The organism is Rhodococcus sp. YH3-3 (genome assembly GCF_001653035.1).
GTDB lineage: Bacteria > Actinomycetota > Actinomycetes > Mycobacteriales > Mycobacteriaceae > Rhodococcus_F > Rhodococcus_F qingshengii.
Map to the genome: position 1 here is coordinate 1,808,687 of NZ_BCWH01000002.1, position 22,235 is coordinate 1,830,921.

The 22,235-nt window shown below is 63.6% G+C and carries 16 protein-coding genes and 1 pseudogene; 7 read left to right on the forward strand and 10 right to left on the reverse strand.

Annotated features, from left to right (window positions below):
- Positions 1–38: 38 nt before the first annotated feature.
- Complete coding sequence (locus YH3_RS21555) at positions 39–869, reverse strand: SDR family oxidoreductase (protein WP_007736128.1); 831 nt, start codon at positions 867–869, stop codon at positions 39–41.
- Complete coding sequence (locus tag YH3_RS21560; protein WP_003945071.1) at positions 866–2,440, reverse strand: NAD(P)/FAD-dependent oxidoreductase; 1,575 nt, start codon at positions 2,438–2,440, stop codon at positions 866–868. Before YH3_RS21560 ends, YH3_RS21555 begins: the two co-directional genes overlap by 4 nt.
- A gap of 71 nt (positions 2,441–2,511) precedes the next feature.
- Here YH3_RS21560 and YH3_RS21565 point away from each other — a divergent pair, with 71 nt between their 5' ends.
- Positions 2,512–3,141, forward strand: coding sequence for a TetR/AcrR family transcriptional regulator (locus tag YH3_RS21565; RefSeq protein ID WP_007736130.1), 630 nt, complete (start codon positions 2,512–2,514; stop codon positions 3,139–3,141).
- A gap of 72 nt (positions 3,142–3,213) precedes the next feature.
- Here the strand turns inward: YH3_RS21565 and YH3_RS21570 are convergent.
- The 5 genes and pseudogenes from YH3_RS21570 to YH3_RS21590 form a co-directional block, all read right to left on the reverse strand.
- A pseudogene (locus YH3_RS21570) lies at positions 3,214–6,818 on the reverse strand (multifunctional oxoglutarate decarboxylase/oxoglutarate dehydrogenase thiamine pyrophosphate-binding subunit/dihydrolipoyllysine-residue succinyltransferase subunit).
- 175 nt (positions 6,819–6,993) lie between these two features.
- Positions 6,994–10,803: an ABC transporter ATP-binding protein gene (locus tag YH3_RS21575; protein WP_064444033.1), complete on the reverse strand. Its 3,810-nt coding sequence runs from the start codon at positions 10,801–10,803 to the stop codon at positions 6,994–6,996.
- Positions 10,804–10,839: 36 nt separating this feature from the next.
- Positions 10,840–11,613, reverse strand: coding sequence for an ABC transporter permease (locus tag YH3_RS21580; RefSeq protein WP_042450365.1), 774 nt, complete (start codon positions 11,611–11,613; stop codon positions 10,840–10,842).
- On the reverse strand, positions 11,610–12,611 hold the full coding sequence (locus YH3_RS21585) for an ABC transporter ATP-binding protein (protein WP_030536929.1): 1,002 nt from the start codon (positions 12,609–12,611) through the stop codon (positions 11,610–11,612). Before YH3_RS21585 ends, YH3_RS21580 begins: the two co-directional genes overlap by 4 nt.
- Positions 12,612–12,679: 68 nt before the next feature.
- Entirely contained in the window at positions 12,680–13,429 is a 750-nt protein-coding gene (locus YH3_RS21590; RefSeq protein WP_064444250.1) for a hypothetical protein, read from the reverse strand.
- Positions 13,430–13,583: 154 nt separating this feature from the next.
- On the opposite strand from YH3_RS21590, the gene YH3_RS21595 reads away from it, so the two are divergent.
- The gene (locus YH3_RS21595; RefSeq protein WP_003945129.1) at positions 13,584–13,994 is read left to right on the forward strand and encodes a VOC family protein; all 411 of its coding nucleotides are present in this window, start codon (positions 13,584–13,586) and stop codon (positions 13,992–13,994) included.
- Between the two features lie 11 nt (positions 13,995–14,005).
- Here the strand turns inward: YH3_RS21595 and YH3_RS21600 are convergent, their stop codons facing one another.
- Both YH3_RS21600 and YH3_RS21605 read right to left on the reverse strand, forming a co-directional pair.
- Positions 14,006–15,040, reverse strand: a complete 1,035-nt coding sequence (locus YH3_RS21600) for a glutathione S-transferase family protein (protein WP_064444034.1) — start codon at positions 15,038–15,040, stop codon at positions 14,006–14,008.
- A gap of 23 nt (positions 15,041–15,063) precedes the next feature.
- Positions 15,064–15,753 carry a hypothetical protein gene (locus tag YH3_RS21605; RefSeq protein WP_042450362.1) on the reverse strand — a complete coding sequence of 230 codons (690 nt, stop codon included), beginning with the start codon at positions 15,751–15,753 and terminating at the stop codon, positions 15,064–15,066.
- Between the two features lie 125 nt (positions 15,754–15,878).
- On the opposite strand from YH3_RS21605, the gene YH3_RS21610 reads away from it, so the two are divergent.
- Together YH3_RS21610 and YH3_RS21615 are read left to right on the forward strand one after the other, a co-directional pair.
- On the forward strand, positions 15,879–16,502 hold the full coding sequence (locus YH3_RS21610) for a PadR family transcriptional regulator (RefSeq protein ID WP_063316848.1): 624 nt from the start codon (positions 15,879–15,881) through the stop codon (positions 16,500–16,502).
- Between the two features lie 2 nt (positions 16,503–16,504).
- A complete protein-coding gene (locus tag YH3_RS21615) occupies positions 16,505–17,989 on the forward strand; it encodes a DHA2 family efflux MFS transporter permease subunit (protein WP_003945132.1) in 1,485 nt (494 codons plus the stop codon).
- Here YH3_RS21615 and YH3_RS21620 read toward each other — a convergent pair.
- Positions 17,949–19,349: an FAD-binding oxidoreductase gene (locus tag YH3_RS21620; protein WP_064444035.1), complete on the reverse strand. Its 1,401-nt coding sequence runs from the start codon at positions 19,347–19,349 to the stop codon at positions 17,949–17,951. The genes YH3_RS21615 and YH3_RS21620 overlap by 41 nt on opposite strands.
- Between YH3_RS21620 and YH3_RS21625 the strand changes: the two genes are divergently transcribed.
- From YH3_RS21625 to YH3_RS21635, 3 genes are all read left to right on the forward strand, one after another.
- Positions 19,348–20,148, forward strand: coding sequence for an enoyl-CoA hydratase/isomerase family protein (locus YH3_RS21625; protein WP_007736151.1), 801 nt, complete (start codon positions 19,348–19,350; stop codon positions 20,146–20,148). The two genes, YH3_RS21620 and YH3_RS21625, sit on opposite strands and share 2 nt — an antisense overlap.
- A 93-nt stretch (positions 20,149–20,241) precedes the next feature.
- Positions 20,242–21,435: a class I adenylate-forming enzyme family protein gene (locus YH3_RS21630; protein WP_007736152.1), complete on the forward strand. Its 1,194-nt coding sequence runs from the start codon at positions 20,242–20,244 to the stop codon at positions 21,433–21,435.
- 35 nt (positions 21,436–21,470) lie between these two features.
- Positions 21,471–22,232: a crotonase/enoyl-CoA hydratase family protein gene (locus YH3_RS21635; protein ID WP_042450356.1), complete on the forward strand. Its 762-nt coding sequence runs from the start codon at positions 21,471–21,473 to the stop codon at positions 22,230–22,232.
- Positions 22,233–22,235: the final 3 nt, after the last annotated feature.

Below are 22,235 nucleotides of genomic sequence, written 5' to 3' on the forward strand. Positions count from 1 at the left end.
GAACTGCGCTGTGAAACGAACTGCGCTGTGAAACGAACTCAGCTGGACTTGGGCATCATTCGGCCGGCGACGATCGCGACGATGCGCTGGTAGCCCGATCCTACGAGGCGAACCCAGGCGTCGAGTGCGATTGCGTCCATCCCGATGAGAACTCGCGGCTTGCTCTTGCGAACACCGTTGACGATCGTCTTGGCGGCGTCCTCCGGTGTGGTGCGCGCGAGCTTGCGGTCGAAGAACTCGGAGAAGACCGCAAGATCTTCACCCGGGCCTGCGGTGGCGTTGCGTGCGATGGCGGTCTTGATTCCGCCCGGGTGCACACAGGTCACCTTCACCGGGTGCTTGGCGATCAGCATTTCCTGGCGAAGCGACTCGGTGAAACCGCGAACGGCGAACTTGGCCGAGTTGTAGGCGCTCTGACCCGGCATCGACAGCAGACCGAAGAGGCTCGACACGTTCACGATGTGCCCGTCGCCGGAGGCGATGACGTGGGGGAGGAATGCCTTGGTGCCGTTGACAACTCCCCAGAAGTCGACGTCCATGACACGTTCGAAGTCCTTGAATTCGGACTTCTCGAAAGTGCCGTGGTAGGCGATTCCGGCGTTGTTGTAGATCTGGTTGACCTTGCCGAAATGGGCGACAACCGCGTCGGCGTACTCGAGAACCGCTTCGCGCTGGGTGACGTCGAGATGGTCCGACTTCACCTCGGCGCCGATGGCTTCCACCAGACGCGTTGTCTCGGCGAGCCCGATGGTGTCCACGTCGGAGATCGCCAACTTGGCGCCCTGGCCGGCCAGGTTCAGTGCTAGTGCGCGACCGATGCCCGATCCCGCTCCGGTGATGACTACGACCTTGCCTGCAAAATCACTCATTGTGCTACTGCCTTCTCGTCGTCGAGGTCGATCTGTGAAGTGGTCGCGGTGCCGACGGCGCCGAGATCCGAGGTGGCGACGCTGCGGTATGCCGCGAGGTCGAAATGCTTGGTGGCGTTGCGGAACTGGAAGGTGAAGCCAGGCCACAGGGTGGTGTTGTTTCCGTGCTTGTCCATGTACCAGCTGGCGCAACCGCCGTTGTTCCACACGCTCTTGGACATAGCTGCCTGCAGGTCCTTGTTGTACTTGTCCTGCTTGTCCTTGCGCACCTCGATGGTGCCGATGTCGTACTTGTCGATGGTGGCGATCGCGTCGACCAGGTAGTTGATCTGCGACTCGATCATGAAGACCATCGACGAATGTCCGAGGCCGGTGTTGGGTCCGACGAGGAAGAACATGTTGGGGAAGTTGGCAACTGCCGCGCCCTTGTATCCCTGCATGCCGGTCTCTTCGAAGACCTCGGCGAGCGAGCGTCCGTCCTTGCCGAAGATTCCCGCGAAGGTGGGGGAGTCGGTGACGTGGAATCCGGTCGCCACGACGATGGCATCGATCTCACGGGTGGTGCCGGTCTTCGAGACGATCCCGTTGGCGGTGACCTCCTCGATGCCTTCGGTCACCAGGTCGACATTGTCCTGGGCGAGGGTGGGGAAGTAGTTGTTCGAGATCAGCATGCGCTTGCAGCCGATCTGGAAGTTGGGCATGACCTTCTTGCGAAGATCCTTGTCCTTGATCTGGGCCTTCAGGTGACGCTCGGCGGCGAACTGCAACGGCTTCATGAAGACCGGCGCCTTGGCCAGGCCGACGACCTGCGTCTCTCGCATCCAGTAGATACCGGTGCGGCACAACTTCTGGAAGCCGGGGAGGTACTTGAACGCGAGGTGCTCGATCTTGGTGTACTCGCGGTCTGCGCGGGGCAGGATCCACGGCGCCGTGCGCTGGTACACGTCGAGATGCGAGACCTTCTTGCCGATGGCCGGCACGATCTGGATGGCCGAGGCGCCGGTTCCGATGACGGCCACACGCTTGCCGGTCAGATCGGCGTCGTGGTTCCAACGCGAGGAGTGGAAGATCTCGCCCTTGAAGCCGTCGATGCCCTTGATGTCCGGAAGTGAAGGCTCACACAATGCGCCGACGGCCGAGACGACGATCTTTGCGACGAATTCGCCCTTGTTGGTGCTGACGTGCCACCGAGCAGACGCCTCGTCCCAGCGTGCGGAGAGAACGTCGCAGTCGAAGATGTGCTTGTCGAGCACCTTGTGGCGGTTGGCCACCGACTGGATGTACTTGTAGATCTCGGGCTGAGTGGAGAAGGAGCGTGTCCACTCCGGATTGAGTGCAAAAGAGTACGAGTACAAATGCGACGGCACGTCACACGCGGCGCCCGGGTAGCTGTTGTCGCGCCAGGTCCCGCCGACGTCGTTGCCGCGCTCGAGAACGACGTAGTCGGTGATGCCGGCCTGTGCCAGTTTGATCGCCGCACCGAGACCGGCGAAACCACTGCCGATGATCAGTGTGCCGACGTGGCGAGTATCCGCGGCAGGTGCTGAGGTATCTGTAACTGGAAGACTCATGTAGGGAACGATATGCCTTTATTGAGTCACGGTCAATAGCTTATTGACGAATATTCAGTAGTCTGTTGGGCATGGACGCAGTAAAGCGAACGCGGCTCGACCCTGCGCAACGCCGAGCGCAACTCATCGACCTCGGGGCGCGGATGCTGGCCGAACGGCCGCTCGAACAGATTTCCGTCGAGGACATCGCCGATCAGGCTGGTGTCTCGCGGGGGCTTCTGTTCCACTACTTCGCGTCGAAAAGCGAGTTCCATCTGGCGATCGTCCGACACAGCAGTGAACAGATGCTCCAGCGCACCGAGCCGAGCGAGTCGGACGATCCGATGCTCACCCTCCGCTCGGTGCTGGCGTCGTACGTCGACTACGTGACCGAGAACCGCAATACCTACGTCTCGCTGCTCCGGGGGACCGCCAGCGGGGATCCGCAGATGCGTGAGGTGTTCGAGCAGACTCGCGACATCATGGCCAAGAGAACCCTCGATCAGCTCCCGAAGATCGGCCTGACTCGAACACCTCAGGTGGAGTTGGCCGTTCGCGGTTGGATCGCGTTTGTCGAGGAAGCCACCATCAGTTGGCTCCGAGCGCCCGCCATCACCCGCGAGGAACTGATCGACCTGACGGTTCAGTCGTTACCTGCGTTGGCACTGGCCGCCGTCGGCTTCGATGCCGGGCCGGATCTGGGCCTGCTGCAATCGAATTGACGTGAACGCAGAAAGGCCGGGCCCCACACTCCTTGCGGAATGTGGGGCCCGGCCCTTGTCAAATTACTGAGATCAGTTGGTCGGCAGGAACGCCTCGTCCAAGATCTCCTGCTGCTCCACCGCGTGGACCTTGCTCGATCCCGAAGAGGGAGCGGACATCGGACGACGCGAGATGCGCTTGATACCGGTCAAGGTCTCCGGCAGAAGGTCCGGCAGAGCCAGCCCGAGGAACGGCCACGCACCCTGGTTTGCGGGCTCTTCCTGGACCCAACGGAACTGATCCGCATTCGGGTAACGGTCCAGGGTCTCCTTGAGGCGACGCTTCGGCACGGGGTAGAGCTGCTCCATGCGCACGATGGCGATGTCGTCACGCTCGTCCTTGTGCTTCTTCGCCAGGAGTTCCCAGTACAGCTTGCCGCTGACCAGCAGAACCCGCTTGACCGATTCGCGTGCGCTTTCGCCGCTCTCGTATGCCGGCTCCTCGAAGACCGAACGGAACTTGCCCGTCGTGAAGTCCTCGACGTTGCTGACGGCAGCCTTGTTACGCAGCATCGACTTGGGCGTGAAAACCACCAGCGGACGGCGGATGCCGTCGAGGTGATGGCGACGCAGCAGGTGGAAGTAGCTGGCCGGAGTCGACGGAACCGCAACGGTCATCGAGCCTTCTGCACACAGCTGAAGGAAACGCTCGATGCGGCCGGAGGTGTGGTCCGGACCCTGACCCTCGTGACCGTGCGGCAGGAGCAGCACGACGTCGGAGAGCTGACCCCACTTGGCCTCACCCGAAGAGATGAACTCGTCGATGATGGTCTGCGCGCCGTTGACGAAGTCACCGAACTGCGCTTCCCACAGGACCAGAGCGTCGGGGTTACCGACCGAGTAGCCGTACTCGAAGCCCAGACCTGCGTACTCGGTGAGTGCGGAGTCGTAAACCATGAACTTGCCGCCGTTTTCGGCGTCGGCAGCGATCTTGGCGATCGGGCTGTACTCGTTGCCGGTCTTGCGGTCGATGAGGACCGAGTGACGCTGCGTGAACGTTCCTCGCTTGGAGTCCTGACCCGCGAGGCGGATCAAGGCACCCTGCTCGGCCAACGAGCCGAACGCGAGCAATTCTGCGAACGCCCAGTCGACATGTCCCTCACGGGCCATCTCGCGGCGCTTCTCGGCAACCGGCTTGACGCGCGGGTGAACGGTGAAGCCCTCGGGGACGTTGACGAACGCATCACCGATGCGCTCGAGAACCTCGGGAGCGACAGCCGTGGTCAGGCGAGCCGGGGGAGTCTGGTCGAGTTCGACGGACTCGGACGGTTCGGGCTGGAACTTCTCGAGTTCACGGACCTCGTTGAAGACCCGTTCGAGCTGGCCCTGGTAGTCGCGAAGTGCGTCTTCGGCTTCCTTGAGCGAGATGTCACCGCGGCCGATAAGGGACTCGGTGTAGCTCTTACGAACGCTGCGCTTGGTGTCGATGACGTCGTACATGGCCGGCTGGGTCATCGACGGGTCGTCGCCCTCGTTGTGACCGCGACGGCGGTAGCAGATGAGGTCGATGACAACGTCCTTGCCGAACTTCTCACGGAAGTCGACGGCCAGCTGAGCAACCCAGACGCAAGCCTCGGGGTCGTCGCCGTTGACGTGGAAGACCGGTGCGGCGATCATCTTCGCGACGTCGGTGCAGTACTCGGACGAGCGTGAATGTTCCGGAGCGGTGGTGAAGCCGACCTGGTTGTTCACGACGATGTGCACGGTGCCACCGGTGCGGTAACCGCGAAGCAGCGAGAGGTTGAGCGTCTCGGCGACAACGCCCTGACCGGCGAATGCAGCGTCACCGTGCAGCATGAGCGGCAGGACGGTGAAGCCTTCTTCACCCTTGTCGAGGATGTCCTGCTTGGCGCGGACCAGGCCTTCGAGAACCGGGTCGACGGCCTCGAGGTGCGACGGGTTTGCGGTCAAGGAGACAGCGATGTCGTTGTCACCGAACATCTGGATGTACGTTCCGCTGGCACCCAAGTGGTACTTCACGTCGCCGGAGCCGTGAGCGGCTGCCGGGTTCATGTTGCCCTCGAACTCCGTGAAGATCTTGGAGTACGGCTTGCCGACGATGTTGGCAAGCACGTTGAGACGGCCACGGTGCGGCATGCCGATGACGACCTCGTCGAGCTGGTGCTCGGCGGCCTGGTCGATCACGGCGTCCATCATCGGGATGACGGCTTCGGCGCCTTCGAGCGAGAAGCGCTTCTGGCCGACGTACTTGGTCTGCAGGAACGTCTCGAAGGCCTCGGCGGCGTTGAGCTTGCTCAGGATGTACTTCTGCTGAGCGACCGAAGGCTTGGCGTGATGGCCCTCGACGCGGTCCTGGATCCACTGACGCTGATCCGTCTCGAGGATGTGCGTGTACTCGACGCCGACGTGGCGGCAGTACGCGTCGCGCAGCACGCTCAACACGTCGCGCAGCTTCATCTTCTCTTGACCGTGGAAGCCGCCGACCTTGAACTCACGGTCCAGATCCCACAGCGTCAGGCCGTGGCTGATGACGTCGAGGTCGGGGTGGCTGTGGAACTTGTCCTTGACGAACTGCAACGGGTCCGTGTCGGCCATGAGGTGGCCGCGGTCACGGTATGCAGCGATCAGTTCGAGAACGCGGGTGTTCTTGTCGACAGCGCCTTCCGGCACGTCCTTGCGCCAACGCACCGGCTCGTACGGGTTGCCGAGCGCGTGGAAGATCTCGTCGTAGAACTCGTCGCTGATCAGCAGGTTGTGGATCGTGCGCAGGAAATCGCCCGACTCGGCACCCTGGATGATGCGGTGATCGTAAGTCGAGGTGAGAGTCATCAACTTGCCGACGCCCATCTCGGCCAGCTTCTCGTCGCTGGCGCCCTGGAACTCGGCGGGGTATTCCATCGCGCCGGCACCGATGATGGCGCCCTGGCCCTTCATCAGGCGAGGAACGGAGTGAACCGTGCCGATACCGCCCGGGTTGGTCAGCGAAATGGTGACGCCGGTGAAGTCTTCGCCGGTGAGCTTGCCTTCACGGGCGCGTCGGACGATGTCCTCGTATGCCGCGTGGAACTGGACAAAGTTCATCGACTCGGTGTTCCGGATGGCGGCAACTACCAGTGAGCGGTTGCCGTCCTTTCCGGGAAGGTCGATCGCGAGTCCGAGATTGGTGTGCTCGGGCGTGACCGCGTTCGGCTTGCCGTCGATTTCGGCGAAGTGCCGGTTCATGTTGGGGAACGCGTTGACTGCCTGGACGATCGCGTAACCCAAGAGGTGGGTGAACGAGATCTTGCCGCCGCGGGTACGCGCGAGGTGGTTGTTGATGACGATGCGGTTGTCGAACATCAGCTTCGCGGGGATGGCACGCACGCTGGTTGCAGTCGGGATCTCGAGCGAGAGCGACATGTTCTTGACGACTGCGGCTGCGGCGCCGCGGAGAACCTTGGTTTCCTCGGCTCCGCCGGCAGGGGCGGGCTTCGCAGTAGCGGCCGCGGGCTTGGCTGCTGCGGGCTGGGCCAGGCAGTCCCGTTTCCACCTCCCGTGTTCGCCGAGTCCGGCGAGTAATCGGTCAAGAATTCGTGCCAACTGGGATCCACGGACGACGGATCGTCCTGGAAGCGTTGGTACATCTCGTCAACCAGCCACTGGTTCTGTCCGAATTGGGATGTAGAACTGCTGCTCACGGCAGGTGTTCGCCTCGTTTCTATTTCGGTACCCGATCAGAGCGCCTATATACATGAGATTAGCCCGAGCGTGTGACGAGCAATTGTGCGGCACACAATTTGTGAGCTGTCTCACGGAAGTCCGTGATCTTGCGATCGCGCACTACCTCTCGGCGGTACAAATCCGTGCCGACTGTCACGCGACGGGGTTGCCTTCGATGACAGTTCTCGACGTCAGATTATTCCCCTCACGCGCCTGCGATGCATCCCAGAGTCCCGAGTAGTGACCACCGGCATACCGCAGAACATCGTGCGGGCCGTATTCAACGATACGTCCCCGGTCAACTACGACAACGAGGTCCGCTCGGGCAGCTGTCGCGAGGCGGTGAGCTACGACGACGGAAGTCCGTTTCCGGGTGACCGACCGACTTGCTTCGAGCACCATTCGTTCGGTCGCGGGATCGAGCGTCGCGGTCGCCTCGTCGAGGAGCAGAAGGTCCGGGTCGACGAGTTCGGCACGGGCCAATGCGATCAGTTGGCGTTGGCCCGCCGAGAGCCCCTGGCCGCGCTCGCCGACGGGATGATTCATGCCTCCACGCATGTCGGCTATCGAATTCAGAGCGCCGACGGAACGTGCCGCTTCCTCGATCTCCGCGTGCGACGCCGACGGCCTGCCGTACGCGATGTTGTCGGCGACCGTGCCGGTGAACAGATGGGCTTCTTGTGGGACCACGCCGAGGCGACGTCGGTACTGCGAGAGGTGGAAGTTCCGGATGTCGGTTCCGTCCACGTCGACCGATCCGGACGTCGGGTCGTAGAAGCGGGCGAGCAACTTCACGACCGTCGACTTCCCGGCACCGGTTCGGCCGACCAGAGCGACGGTCGTGCCCGGCGGGATTTGCAGATCGAAATCGGAGAGGGCGTCGACGTCCGCACCCGAGTACCGGAACCCGACCCCGTCGAGATGGACGGCGCCGTCGAGTCGTCCGGAGATCGCGATCAAATCCTCGCTGTCGGCAGTCTCGATCGAACTGCGAGTGCGCAGCAGGTCGCCGATTCGTTGCAATCCGACGTTTGCCTGTTGGTAACCATCGAACACTTGTGAGAGTTGCTGAATCGGTCCGAACAGCAGACCGAGGTAGAGCACGAAAGCGATCAGTACGCCGGGCGAAGTCGATCCGTTGGCGATCTGGTGCGCACCGACGAACACGACCGCGGCCAACGCGAGGTCGGACAGGAACGAAATGAAAGGGAAGTAGATCGAAATGGCTCGCTGCGACCGCATCCGCGATCGGCGGTAGCTCTCGGAGCGTTCTGCGAACCTACGCGCCGCACCTTCTTCGCGGCGGTAGGCCTGAGCCGCTCGCAGACCGGCGATGTTCTCCTGGAAGTCGGCATTGACGAGCGAGATCCGTTCGCGGGACTGGCTGTAGGCAACCGAGGAGATCTTGCGGAAGATCACGGTCGCAACCACGAGCGGTGGGATGACGGCCAGCGCCACCAGGCCGAGCGTCACGTCGGTCGCCAGGAGGGCGATCGAAATTCCGCCGACGGTCAGGACGCTCACGATCGCCGTTGACATACCGGTTTGGATGAACGACGAGAGCGCGTCGACGTCGGTGGTCATACGCGTCATGATGCGGCCGGACAATTCCCGTTCGTAGTAGTCCAGACCCAGGCGCTGCAAGTGTGCATAGCTGCGGACGCGGAGCCCGAACAGCACGCGTTCACCGGCTCGGGCCGTGAGCACCGTCATGACCGCCACGATGACCCAGTCTGCGGCGACCAGGAGCGCGCCGAACGCCGTCGCGATCCAGAGTGTGGTGCTGTCCGCGGTCACGACTCCGTGGTCGATCGCATATCTGACGAGGGAGGGAAATGCGATCGCCGCGGCGGAGTCCAGGGCAAGGCACACGACAACCGCCAGTAGAACCCAGCGGACCGGCCTCAAGATCTGTCGGAGTGAGAACTGTGGATTCGATTCGCGCAGGCTCTCAGGAGCAATTCCGGGGTCTTCGCGTGCGGGTGGGAGAGCGTCGACTGCTGCCCGCAGAGACGGAGTCACCGCGATTCCGCTGAGCGCTCCGGCCATCGGTCCGCCCGCACCCTGCGTCGTAGCGGCTGTGCTGTCGGCTTCGGATTCCGGTGCCTGCGGCCACAACTGCTCGGTTGTCGGCTCGCTGCGGTCACGTCCGAAAGCATCGGAGTCGACGTCGTCGAGTTCGGCCGGTAGTTCCGGCGGCGAGGAGAACAGGGCGCGAAAGAGCGGACATCGCGCTTCCAGTTCGTCCACGGTTCCGGAGTCGATGATCCGTCCGCCGTCGAGAACCGCGACGCGATCTGCCAGCGTCAAGGTGGATCGCCGGTGCGCGAGGATCAGCGTGGTTTGCCGTCGTCTGGCCCGGAACGCGTCGAAGATCGCAGCCTCGGTTGCCGCATCGACCGCGGAGGTGGCGTCGTCGAGGACCAAAATCCGCGGGTCGACGAGGAGGGCTCGGGCAAGCGCGATGCGCTGACGCTGGCCGCCCGACAGCGTCAGACCTCGTTCACCGACAACGGTGTCGTATCCGTCCGGGAGTGCCTCGATGAAGGTGTCTGCCTGTGCCAATGCAGCTGCGGCGCGGATGTCCTCGTCGGAGGCGTCCTCGCGCCCCAGTGCGATGTTGGCGGCGATGGTGTCCGAGAACAGGAAAGGTTCGTCGAAGACCAGGCTGACGGCGGCACGAAGCTGTTCTGTGCGCAGTTCGCCGATGGGGAACGTCTCGCCCGCGGTATCGACGGTCACTACACCCGAAGTCGGGGCGTAGAACCGGGGGAGAAGCAAGGACAACGCGGTCTTGCCCGACGCGGCCGGCCCCACGACGGCGACGGTCTCGCCCGGTTCTATGCGGAGGTTCAGCCCGGTCAGGACGTCGCGTTCGGTGTCGAATCCGAATGCCACGTCGTCGAAGGTGACTCCGAGAGGACCGTCGGGCAGGTCCACCGGATGGTCTGGATCGGCGATGTCCGGCTGAGCGTTGATGACGTCGTAGACACGCTCGACAGCGGCGCGCGCCAGCTGCGCCATGACGATGACCGACGACAGAGTTCGGGTGACTCCGGTCATCGTCACGATGTAGGTGGCGAACGCGAGAAACGTTCCCACGGTGATCTTGTCGTGCAGTGCGAGATACCCGCCGAGAGCGATCACTCCCACCTGCCCGAGCTGGGGCAAGGCGGCCATGGTCGGCGCGAATTTCGCGTTCAACCACGCGGCGCGAAGACGCTCCGAATACAACGTGCGGCTGTGCTTTTCGAGTTGGTCGACGGCTCGTTGTTCCTGCCCGAATCCCTTGACGACGCGCACGCCCGTGACGGTTTCCTCGACATGTTGGGCGAGGTCGGCGGCCCGCTGCTGCGCGGACCATGTTGCGGCGAAAAGCATCGGTCGCATCAGGAACACCACCAGCCCTACTGCGGGGATGACGGCGACAGCGACGAGAGTCAACAGCGGCGAGAGCCACGCCATGATGCCGATCGCGAGCACGAATTGCAGGAGCGCACCCGCGGACATGGGCACCATCGCGAGCAAACCCTGGACGAGTTGTAGATCGGTGATGGACCGGGATACCACCTGGCCTGTGCGGATCTGATCCTGCCCGCGTCCGTCGAGGCGTTGCAGCGAGCCGAGCAGGGCGAGCCGCAAGTCGTGTTGAACATCGAGCGAGAGTCGGCCGGCAAGCATCCGTCGGCCGTACTGGCACGCGAAGCGCACGACCGCGAGCAGCGCGATCGCCAGCGCGGCGAACCCGATCACCTTGCCTGGGTTCTCCTGGCTTGCGGCGTCGAGCGCATAGCGGGTCAGAAGAGGAAACGAGATGTCGATCGCCGAAGCGATGACGGTCACCAGAAGCGCGCCGATGGCAACTCTTCGGTGCAACCAGCATGCGTGCGCCAAGCGGCGGATCCAGCCCGGAGCTCGATCGACCTCTCCAGCTACCGGACTGTCCGTGTTGATCGTGTTCATCGAGATCCACGGTAGACCCGGCCCCAGACAGCCTTTTCAGGTGATGTCGCGGGTCCTGGTCCGCAGCCAACCGAGCCCGCAGAACAGAACCACCCAAGCTGCCAGCATCATCGGGCCGCTCGGCCAGGACGCAAACGCGTCGACGTCGATCGACGGGGCCGCATTGACGATCGTGCCGATCGTGGCCGACACCGGAAGCGCGGCCCCGACCCCGCCGAGATCCATCGCGAGCAGCACTGCGCGGACGATCCATTCACCGAAGACGAACCACAGGATGACCGAGAGGGCACCGGCCATCGACGAACCGGTGAGCAGTGCCACCCCGGCGCCGAGCAGTGCCCACAGAGCGCACGCCAGAATGCCTGCGGCGCAGATGGCGAAGAGATCGGTGGTGAAGCTGAAGTCCCGGCCGAAGAGCAACATCGCGCCGATGCTGACTACTTCGACCGCCAACGCGTAGCCGACGGCGAATACCGCGACGACGGCAAGTTTTGCGCCGAGAACTCCGTCACGGCCGCGAGCTGTGAGGAACGTCGTGGTGAGAGTTTTGTAGCCGAATTCGGATCCGGCGGTGAGTGCTCCGAAGACAGCCGCGAACACCAGGACAAGCGTGTTGGAGACACCGAGGCTGACGCCGGTGGACACGACATCGACGTCGAAGGTGGTGTCTGCCGAATCGGCCACGACTTCGACGAACGTCCTGGTGGAGGCAGCAATCAGCACGGCCACGACGACCGGTGCGATGGCCAGTGCCCACCAGTAGCGCAGGGTGAGAACTTTGAGTGTCTCCGCGCGCACGAGCGTGGTCATCGGTGTCCTCCGGAAGGTCCGTATGCGGCAGGGCCGTAATAGCCCGGGCCCGAACCGGGACCGGGTGGGCGGTGGTATCCGACCTGGGGGACGGCATATTGCGGCGTTGTCATGGCCAGGAACAGTTGCTCGAGATCTGCGCCTTCGGTTGCGACACCGAAGATCGTGACTCCGGCGGCGGATGCCACCGGTGGCAGTACCGACGTGTCGGTGCCGCCCACGGCGAGCCGTCCGTCCTGGGTGATCTGGGCGTCGATGATTCCGCGAGCGGCCAATGCCGTGGCGAGGAGCGCTGGGTTGGAACACGAGACGAGCAGTCGACTGCGCTGCGAGCGGCGAAGTTCGTCCATGGTCCCTTGGTAGACGAGTGAGCCGGCGCTGACGATGACCACGCTGTCGACGGTCGCTTCCACTTCACGAAGCGCGTGACTCGAGATCAGAACCGTTCGGCCGGAACCGGCGAAGGTCTGCAGGAACTGACGAAGCCACGCCATGCCCTCGGGGTCGAGTCCGTTCGCGGGTTCGTCGAGCACGAGGATCTCGGGATCACCGAGCATCGCGGTGGCAAGGATCAGGCGTTGGCGCATCCCGAGCGAGAAGGTGCCGGTCTTGTGGGCTCCGACCGATCTCAGACCGACCATGTCCAGCACCTGCGCCGCGCGCTGAGTCGGCATGCCGATAGCGGCCGCGTAGATCTCGAGGTGTCCGAGGGCCGTTCGTTTCGGATGGAGACTGCCGACGTCGAGTACTGCGCCGACGGTCCGAGCCGGGTTGGGCAGCAAACGCATCGGGGTGCCGTTGATCGTGGCCGATCCCGACGTCGGTGACACCAGTCCGAGGAGCATCCGCAACGTGGTCGTCTTGCCCGAACCGTTCGGACCGAGAAACCCGGTGATCGAGCCCGCCTGAACGTCGAAGCTCAGGTCGTTGACCGCGCGCGCCGCCTTGAACGTCTTCGTCAACCCACGAATCTCGATGGGGGCAGAGAAGGATCCCATTGCGGTGTTCGTCAATGCTGCTCCCGGGTCGGCGGCGAATACGTGATGCGAGCCTACGGCCCGGACAGCTATCTGCGGATGGCCCGGCGTGTCTCCGTCTGGGGAAGCACTGCGGCATCGTCGGCAGGCATCACGATCAGGTGGTCGGTCCACCTGGCCGGTGCCGGTCCGAAGGCTTCGCGCGCATTCTTGACGACGCCCTTGCCGATTGCACGGTTGCCCGCACCGCCGATGACCGCACCGATTCCGGCCGGAACGAGCTTGCCGAGGATCAGTGCGCTGCGCTTCGCGGCGTACTTGGTCACGAATTTCCGCACGAGGGTGCTGTTCATTCCCCTCATCGTGGGTCCGGGAATCTTGCTCGTGATTGCCGTTCCCCAATTCTTGGCTGTGATTCCGGTGGCCTTCTGCACGATCTCCATACCGGATTCGCCGAGGGCGACTGCCAGGACCAGGGCACGTCGTTGCTGGTGATCCTGTACGGAGATTCCATGCACTGACGCAGTTGCCAACGTCAGCAGCGCTGACGCCTCGAGGAAGAAAGCCGATTCCGCACCGACGGCAGCGATGGACGCGACCGTTCCGACGCCCGGCACGGCGGCGGTGGCGCCGACGGCACTGCCGCTTCCGGTCACGGCGAGAATGAACATCTTCTCCATCCGCTCGACGATCTGAGCAGGTGACTCGTCGGGGTGGGCCTTACGGACATGGTTGACGTATTTGGCCACTGCGGGCGCTTGCAGGCGGCTTCCGTTGTCGAGAACGGAAACGAGGACCTTCTCGATACGCCCGCTGTCGTTGTTCGTCGACTTGCTCATTGCTGCCCCTCCACAGTTGTCCTCCTCTGAAGCGAGGTGGACCGTATCTCGAGAATAGGTGAAGTTTTCGCTGGCGGCGGTGATCACCGGGGCCATAGGCTCGTACGAGACTCGGTTTTCTTCGTGAGTTTTCCCAGGCAGGAGTTCGAGTGTTATGACCGCCACTTCGGAATCTCGTTCGACGACCATCTGGCCGACGCTGCGCTACCTCGACGCCCGTGCGGCAATCCACTTTCTGGTGAGCACCTTCGGTTTCGTGGAGAAGGCCGTCTACGGAGAGGGAGACGTGGTGGACCACGCCCAACTCGACTGGCCGGGCGGTGGCGGCATCATGTTGGGTTCGCCGCGCACCGATTCGGCGATCGCCGGCCTGCCGCCTGGAATCGGTTCGGTGTACATCGTCGTGGACGACGCGGACGCCGCCGATGCACTCCACGAACGCGCTGTCGCGGCGGGCGCCACGATCACGCAGGGATTGCGCGACGAGGACTACGGTTCGCGGGGGTTCACCTGCCGTGATCCCGAAGGTGTGTACTGGAGTTTCGGCACGTACGCAGGGGAGTAGCCCCCCGCGACCTACCTGGTGGCCCAGTGCTCTGCCGGAACCACTTCCGACGGGATGGGCGGATGAGGTGGTGTGCCGTCCCCGAACGGTCGGCCACCCAACTGTTCGCGCCCGTGCGGTTCGAGCCAGTGTGTCAATTCCGGTCCCTTGGGCACGATTCCGGAGGGATTGATCTCGGAATGCACGATGTAGTAGTGCGCTTTGATCTGTGTGAAGTCGATGGTGTCACCGAATCCGGGGGTTTGGAACAGATCGCGCGCGTAGTCCCACAGCACCGGCATCTCGCTGAGTTTGCTTCTGTTGCACTTGAAGTGGCCGTGATAGACGGGATCGAACCGCGCCAGCGTGGTGAACAGGCGCACATCGGCTTCGGTGATGGTGTCGCCCACCAGGAAACGTTGCCGGGCAAGACGTTCGGTGAGCCAGTCGAGGCGAGCGAACAGCGTGTCGTATGCCTCGTCGTACGCCTGCTGTGAACCGGCGAAACCGCAGCGGTAGACGCCGTTGTTGACGTCGCGAAAAACGTACTCGGCCACTTCGTCGATTTCGTTTCGCAGAGGCTCCGGGTACAGATCCGGTGCGCCTTCGCGGTGGTACTTCTTCCATTGCGTCGAGAAGTCGAGGGTGATCTGTGGGTAGTCGTTCGTGATCACCTTGCCCGTGGCGATCTCCACCATGGCGGGCACCGTGATTCCCCTGGGGTAGTGGGGATCTCGGGCGAAGTATGCGTCCTGCAGTCGCGGGATCTTCAGTACGGGATCGACGCCGCCCGGGTCGAGATCGAAAGTCCAGCTTCGCTTGTCGTGAACCGGACCGCAGATGCCCATCGACAGTACGTCTTCGAGGCCGAGTAGGCGGCGGACGATGATGGCGCGGTTTGCCCACGGGCAGGCACGTGCCACGATCAACCGGTATCGCCCGGGTTCGACGGGGTACCCGTCGCGGCCGTCCTCGGTGATCCGGGTCGGGATGTAGTTGGTGTCGCGTTTGAATTCACGACCCACTTCGACGAATGTCGGTTCGCTCGCGCAGTCTTCCGTACTCATCTGCGGTCCCTCTCGTTCGAGTGTCAACTGGGCAGGTGCACGTGTACCCGAGCGTATGCCCCCAGAACGTCGAATTTGGCTTTACGTGGAAGCGTCGCTCCGATCGCACTGCCGCGACTTGTGCGTAGCTGCGGGATCAATCCGGAATCGAGAGCGTCCTCCGCAGCGAGAAGCGTTACTGCGCAGCTGATTCCGTGACGGCGATGCGCTGGAGCAGTCAGGGTCGTGAGATCTGCCACGAATCCCTGAAATTCGGAGTATGCCGCGCATCCGAGCACCTCGGCGGAATCGGTGAGGGCGGTGAACCACCGCGTCCGGTTCCCGAGGTCGGCTGTGGTGCTGTCGTCGGGTGGGCACAGCGCAGCGACGGCGAGGGCATCGTCGATGTCGTGGGAAATCAGTAGTTGCTCGTCGGGTGGCGCGTCCGTGTAGTCGCCGAGGAAAGCGAGATCGACGGGGCCGGTGATTCGGCCGCCGTGATCGCCGGCGATCTCGAGCAGACGCGCCGGTTGCAGCAGGGCGTCGACGGAGATGTCCTCGGTGCGCTCGATGAACCACTGCGGCCCGACGATCGCACCTGAGCCTGCCAGATCGAGAACGTGGATGTCGTCGCCGACGACGCGGGCCGTGTGTGCCGGCCGAAGTGCCGAGTCGCCGAGGCCCAGTTCACGTGCCCAAGCGAGTCGGATGATGTCGAGGTGATGTTCGTCCACTCGCTACAGGCTAGTCCGATTCGAACGGGTTGATCGAGATGGACAGAGGTCGTATATTCCATGTGGACTATTTCAGGTGGAATAGTCAAGAAATAGTCAATTGCGGCTGTCAGGGAGGGGGACTCATGGGTGACGTGTCACTGACGCCTCTGGGAATCACCGTTCTGGGCCTGCTGTCCGAGCGTTCGATGCATCCGTACGAGATGTATCAACTTGCCTCGGTTCGCCGGGGCGATCAGTTGGTGAAGATCAAGCCGGGATCGCTCTATCACACGGTTTCCCGGTTGGAGAAGCAGGAACTTCTGGCTTCGATCGGGACCGATCGTGAGGGCAACCGGCCCGAACGGACGACGTACGAGATCACCGCCCGGGGCCGTGAGGCCCTCGAGCATCAACTACGTGAGATGTTGGCGGTTCCGGTGCGGGAGTATCCGCGGTTGCCGCTCGCGCTCGCCGAAATGCACAACCTCTCTGCGTCCACCGCGTGTCAGATGCTTCGAATTCGTCTCGCGCACCTCGACAAGACGATCGCGAAATTCGAGGCCGACTACGAAGCGGTGAAGGCGGCGGAAAAACCACGAATCTTCACGGTGGGCGCGGACTACGCCCACGCACTGACCGTCGCCGAAAGAGAGTGGATCGGCGCGTTGGTGACAGACATCGAGAGCGGCGAAATGCCCTGGCTCTCACAAGAACTTCTCGACCGGCTGGCCGGCTCCGCAGGCTCGTCCGCACTACCTAAGGACTGAAGATGGAAAAGCAGGTCAATCCCTGGCACGCGCTGTGGGCGCTGTGTATCGGGTTCTTCATGATTCTGGTGGACAGCACCATCGTCGCTGTCGCCAACCCTGCGATCATGGAGGACCTCGGCACCGACATCAACAAGGTCGTCTGGGTCACCAGCGCGTACCTGCTGGCGTACGCGGTGCCGTTGCTCGTCACCGGCCGGCTCGGTGACAGGTTCGGACCGAAGAACCTGTACATGATCGGCCTCGTACTGTTCACCGGCGCTTCACTGTGGTGTGGTCTGTCCGGCAGCGTCGAGATGCTCATCGTGGCAAGGGCTTTCCAGGGTCTGGGCGCCGCAATGATGACGCCTCAGACGATGGCCGTCATCACACGCACGTTCGCGCCGAACAAGCGTGGCGCCGCAATGGGCCTGTGGGGCGCGGTTGCCGGTGTTGCGACGCTGGTCGGTCCGCTTGCCGGTGGTGTGTTGGTCGACAATCTCGGCTGGGAATGGATCTTCATCGTCAACGTCCCGGTCGGTGTCATCGCCTTCCTCCTCGCGTGGAAGCTTGTTCCGTCGTTGCCGACCAGCGAGCACAAGTTCGACATCCCCGGCGTGATTCTCAGCGCCGCAGGCATGTTCCTGCTCGTGTTCGGAATCCAGGAAGGCAGTTCGTACGACTGGAACGGATTCGTCTGGAGCCTGATCGGCGCCGGTGTGGTGTTGCTCGCGGTGTTCGTGTTCTACCAGTCGCGCAACAAGAACGAGCCCTTGCTCCCACTCGAACTCTTCAAGGACCGCAACTTCTCGCTCGCCAACGTCGCCATCACCGCGATGGGCTTCGCGATCACGTCGATGGTCCTTCCGCTGATGTTCTACACCCAGGCAGTTCGCGGACTCTCCCCGACGCAGTCGGCGCTCCTCCTCGTTCCGATGGCCGTGCTGACCGGCATTTTTGCGCCGATCATCGGCAAGCTCGTCGACAAGACGCATCCGCGCTACATCGCGGGCACCGGCTTCCTGCTGTTCGCGATCGCCCTGGGCTGGCTGGCATTGGTTATGTCTCCCGACGTCGCGATCTGGGAACTGCTCCTGCCGATCGGCCTGATCGGCTTCGCCAACGCATGCATCTGGTCGCCGCTCGCGGCCACCGCCACACACAACCTGCCTCCGATGCAGGCCGGCGCCGGCGCCGGCGTCTACAACACCACCCGGCAGGTGGGTGCGGTTCTCGGCAGTGCCGCGATCGGAGCACTGATCACCGCACGATTGGCGGCTCAGGGTCTGACCGGCGGCAGTTCCGAAGCCGGAGTGGGTCACCTACCCGAGTTCGTCCGTGAACCGTTCAGCACGGCGATGTCGGAGTCGATCTGGCTGCCCGCAGGCGTGCTGCTCATCGGCTTCGTCGCTTCGGTGTGCTTCGCTCGGCCTCTGCGCGGCGACGCACACGACGACGCGATGGCCGTCAGTGCCGAAGCGCGTCGGGAAACATCACTGCACGATTGAGATAGTCGCTCGGGTCCAGGGCTCGCTTGATCGCCCACATCGTGGCTATGTCCTCCGCAGAGAGGGCCAGGTCCAGATAGTTGCGTTTGAGCGAGCCCACCCCGTGCTCGGAACTGACGTTTCCGCCGTGATCGCGAACCAGTTCGAGGACGCTGCGGTACACGGTGTCGGCGTTCGGACAGTTCAGGACGTTGAGGTGGATGTTTCCCTCAGCGACGTGTCCGAACAGGATCGGAATTGCCTCGGGCGCTCGGCTCGCGATCACCGCCGTTGCGTCCTCGGTGAAGGTGGCAAGCGAGTCCAGCGGTAGCGCCGCGTCGAATTTCAGTGGGGGACCGAACAATCCGACCACCTCGGCGAAGCATTCGCGGGCCGCCCACAAGCGCGTCGAGCCGGGGGCGTCGACCGCCACTGCCGGGGTCTGCGGTGGGCCGATGCGTTCGAGCAGCTCGGCCAGGTCTTCCAGCGGATCGTGGGCCGCGGACACCTCGGCGAGGAGGTACCACGGTCGCCCCGTCGGAACCGCGGCTTTCAAATGGCGTGCGGCCAGTTCGAGACCGCGCCCGTCCAACAATTCGAGTGCGTCGACGCCGTCGAGAGTGCGCAACACTCGCCCTGCCTCGACGACGTCTTGGAGTGCGTCGAAACCGATCAGCGACGTCACGCGGTAGGTCGGTATCTTCCGTAATTTCAGGTCGACGGAAGTGACCACCCCTAGAGTTCCTTCGCTACCGACCCACAGCGCGGGCAGGTTGTATCCGGAGTTGCCCGACAGCACTTTCGGTGACCGGCGCACAGTAGTTCCGTCGGGGAGTACCACCTCGAGTCCGAGCATCTGTTCGGCCATGTTCCCGTATCGAACCGTGTGCAGGCCACCGGCATTGGTGGACACCATGCCGCCGATCGTCGCAGTGTCCCGCGAGGCTATGTCGACACCGAACTTCAAACCGGCGGCGGCGGCCGCCGAATGTACCTGCGCGAGTGCCACTCCCGCACCGACGGTGATCCGACCGGCGGCAACATCGACTTCGCCGATGGCCTGGAGGCGTTCGGTGGAGAGCAGGACGTCGTCGTGCTCGGGCACCGTCCCGGCGACCAGACCGGTTCGCCCGCCCTGAACGGTGACCGGTACGCCGCGCGAGCGGCACACGTTCAGCACTGCCGAGACTTCGGCGGTATTTCCGGGTCGGACCAGAGCGCTGGCGCGCCCGCTGTAGCGCCCTGTCTGGTCGGTGGAACGGGTCGCCAACACGTCGGCGTCGTCGACGACGAACCGGTGTCCCACAACGTCCGCGAGTGCATTTCTCAGACCCTCCACCCGACGATCGTAGGCCGGTTCGATGTGGCAGTGTGGCGGCATGACTGCTCCCGAATCGCATCCCACCCGCCTCGAGCGCTTCACCACCGATGGTGGTGCCGAGGTGGCTGTCCTGACGTTCGCGCACGGACCACTCAATCTGTTCGATCAGGCCATGTTCGACGCCGTCATCGCCGATGTTGCAGCGCTGACCGAAAACCCACCGCGCGCTGTGCTTCTGCGCGCCGAGGGCAAGGTCAACTCGGCCGGCGTCGACGTCCATGTGTTCGACGGACTGAACCCGGAGCAGGGAGCGGAATTGTGGCGCGAACTGTTCGCCCAGATCTGCCATCCGCTCGAGGCGTTGCCGTGCCCGGTCATCTACGCGGCGCACGGGCTGACGCTGACTGCTGCCTTCGAGATCTCCTTGGCCTGCGACATCATCCTCGCGGCGCCGAAGGCGAAGTTCGGACTGGTCGAGACAGTGGTCGGTCTGACGCCGTCCATGGGTGGACCGCAGCGTTTGGCCGAGCGCGCCGGTTCCGGACGGGCTCGGGAGTTGGTCATGACCGGCGATCTCTACGACGCCGCAACCCTGCACTCGTGGGGCGTCGTCAATGCAGTTCACGACGATGTCGATGCTGCGGCGCGTGCCCTGGCGGCCCGGTTGGCGGACGGGCCCACGCGAGCCCACGACGCCACCAAGCAGATCGTGGCGGCCTGGCGTTCCGGCGGGATCGCCCACGCGGATTCGGTGACTCCCGGGGTGTCCGGTGCGCTGTTCGCCACCGATGACCTACGCGGCGCTGTCCGCAGTTTCCTCGAGGTCGGACCGGGCAAAGCGGTCTACTCCGGAAAGTAAGGTTGCGACGATTATCGCCAGAGACCTCCACGAACTGTGATCCACGTCATATAGTCGAATGGCCGGTGGGTTGTCAGTGACGTGGAGGTATCGATGCGGTCGACGCTTGTGGAATACCCGTGTTCGACTCAGCTCCTCGCCGACGCCCGTGTCACCCGTGCGGGTGACGGGGTGCTTCGGTACAGCCAACTCGACCCGTCGCTGTCCGAACTCCTCGATATCGCCGTTCATCGATTCTCCTCACGCATCGCGGTGGAGGAGGTCGACGGCGAGCAGGTCACCTTCGCGGAGTTGTGGGCCGAGGCGTCGCGGGTCGCAGGCGGGCTGAAGTCGCGAGGCGTCGAGATCGGTGACCGTGTGGCCATTCGCGTCGCCGCCGGGGTGAGGTGGATGGAGGCGTGCCTCGGCGTCATTCTCGCCGGCGGTGTTCCAGTCTCCGTGGGTGTTCATCTGAGCGACGACGCGGCGGACTTCGTCATCGCGGACAGTGGCTCGGTGTTGGTGCTCGACGGGGAACTCCCACACGGTGTTCCGTTCATCGACGACGGTGCCGCCCCGGAGGAGATGGCGATCCTCGCGTACACCGCCGATTCTTCGGGCGAAATGCTGGGCGTCGAGTTGAGCAACGAGAACGTGCTCTCCGCCATCGTCGGCATTCTGCACTCGCGCGATTACGGCGTCGAAGGTGTGCGCAATCTGTTGGTGGACAATGACTTCAAGTCGGTACGGCAATTCGTGCACGTGCTCGCGACGTTGGTGGTCGGTGGAACGGTGGTCCTCGCCGGCGACTTCTGGCGTGAGAGTGTGCATACCGTCGACATCGTGACCGGGCGGCCCGAGGACCTGCTCGAGCCTCGGTTGCTCACCCTCGGGCCGGCGGCGCGTGCCGGTTCGAGGTCGGTGCAGTGGATCGATTGCAGCGGGTCGCCGATCACGGTCGAACAGGAAGCCAAGCTGCTGACCCTGTTCCCGGCTGCTCGGCATGTGATCGGGTGGGGCAAAACCGAGACCTGTGGGGCTGGTCTCATTCTGCCAACCGAGTCGGCACCCACCCACCTCGGAAGCGTCGGAATCGCTTTCGGTGGAATGGAAGTGGCGTTGTACGGCCCGGATGCTCCAGGTGGTTTCGGTGAGTTGCTGTGCCGTGGACCGAGTGTCACGCGTCGGTATTGGAACTCGCCGCAAGCGACCTCGACGAGGTTCACCCAGGGGTGGTTCTGCACTCACGACACCGCGCAGATCGACCCCGATGGCTTCGTCCGTATTGTCGAACGCAACGTCGCGTAGTCACGCGAGCGTGGTCGACAAACGAGAGGGACATCATGGCGGACGAGGTTCTCACCGAGCGGCGCGGGCGGACACTGATCATCACCATCAACCGGCCCGAGGCGCGTAACGCCATCAACTCGGCGGTCAGTCACGCATTGGCCGCTGCGGTCGAAGAGCTCGATGCGGACGACGATCTGTCCTTGGCGGTGCTGACAGGAGCCGGCGGAAACTTCTGTGCCGGTATGGATCTGAAGGCATTCGTGGCCGGCGAGAACGTACTCGTGCCGGGACGCGGTCTCGGATTCACGGAAGGGCCGCCGCGTAAGCCGATCATTTCGGCGGTCGAGGGCTTCGCGTTGGCAGGCGGCACGGAACTCGTGCTTGCCACCGACCTGGTGGTCGCGTCGTCCGAAGCGAAGTTCGGTATCCCGGAGGTCAAGCGAGGGCTGGTCGCAGGTGGAGGCGGATTGTTGCGCCTGCCCAAGCGGATTCCGTACCAGAAGGCATTGGAACTGGCCCTGACCGGTGACAGTTTCACAGCCGAGGAGGCCTACCGCTACGGCTTCGTGAACACGGTGACCGAGCCGGGTAAGGCGCTCGAAGGCGCGCTGGAGCTGGCTGATCGCATCACCCGCAACGGACCGCTCGCGGTTGCGGTCACCAAGGAGATCATCGTCAAGGCCGGCGGTTGGTCCGACGACGAAGCTTTCGCGAAGCAGTTGCAGGTCATGGCGCCGGTGTTCGCGTCCGAAGATGCACGCGAGGGCGCGACGGCGTTCGCCGAGAAGCGCGCCCCGGTCTGGAAGGGGCGGTAACAC

Excerpts from the sequence above, each read along its gene's own strand:
- YH3_RS21555 (WP_007736128.1), bottom strand. The coding sequence starts at position 869 with ATGAGTGATTTTGCAGGCAAGGTCGTAGTCATCACCGGAGCGGGATCG.
- YH3_RS21560 (WP_003945071.1), bottom strand. The coding sequence starts at position 2,440 with ATGAGTCTTCCAGTTACAGATACCTCAGCACCTGCCGCGGATACTCGC.
- YH3_RS21565 (WP_007736130.1), top strand. The coding sequence starts at position 2,512 with ATGGACGCAGTAAAGCGAACGCGGCTCGACCCTGCGCAACGCCGAGCG.
- YH3_RS21575 (WP_064444033.1), bottom strand. The coding sequence starts at position 10,803 with ATGAACACGATCAACACGGACAGTCCGGTAGCTGGAGAGGTCGATCGA.
- YH3_RS21580 (WP_042450365.1), bottom strand. The coding sequence starts at position 11,613 with ATGACCACGCTCGTGCGCGCGGAGACACTCAAAGTTCTCACCCTGCGC.
- YH3_RS21585 (WP_030536929.1), bottom strand. The coding sequence starts at position 12,611 with ATGGGATCCTTCTCTGCCCCCATCGAGATTCGTGGGTTGACGAAGACG.
- YH3_RS21590 (WP_064444250.1), bottom strand. The coding sequence starts at position 13,429 with ATGAGCAAGTCGACGAACAACGACAGCGGGCGTATCGAGAAGGTCCTC.
- YH3_RS21595 (WP_003945129.1), top strand. The coding sequence starts at position 13,584 with ATGACCGCCACTTCGGAATCTCGTTCGACGACCATCTGGCCGACGCTG.
- YH3_RS21600 (WP_064444034.1), bottom strand. The coding sequence starts at position 15,040 with ATGAGTACGGAAGACTGCGCGAGCGAACCGACATTCGTCGAAGTGGGT.
- YH3_RS21610 (WP_063316848.1), top strand. The coding sequence starts at position 15,879 with ATGGGTGACGTGTCACTGACGCCTCTGGGAATCACCGTTCTGGGCCTG.
- YH3_RS21615 (WP_003945132.1), top strand. The coding sequence starts at position 16,505 with ATGGAAAAGCAGGTCAATCCCTGGCACGCGCTGTGGGCGCTGTGTATC.
- YH3_RS21625 (WP_007736151.1), top strand. The coding sequence starts at position 19,348 with ATGACTGCTCCCGAATCGCATCCCACCCGCCTCGAGCGCTTCACCACC.
- YH3_RS21620 (WP_064444035.1), bottom strand. The coding sequence starts at position 19,349 with ATGCCGCCACACTGCCACATCGAACCGGCCTACGATCGTCGGGTGGAG.
- YH3_RS21630 (WP_007736152.1), top strand. The coding sequence starts at position 20,242 with ATGCGGTCGACGCTTGTGGAATACCCGTGTTCGACTCAGCTCCTCGCC.
- YH3_RS21635 (WP_042450356.1), top strand. The coding sequence starts at position 21,471 with ATGGCGGACGAGGTTCTCACCGAGCGGCGCGGGCGGACACTGATCATC.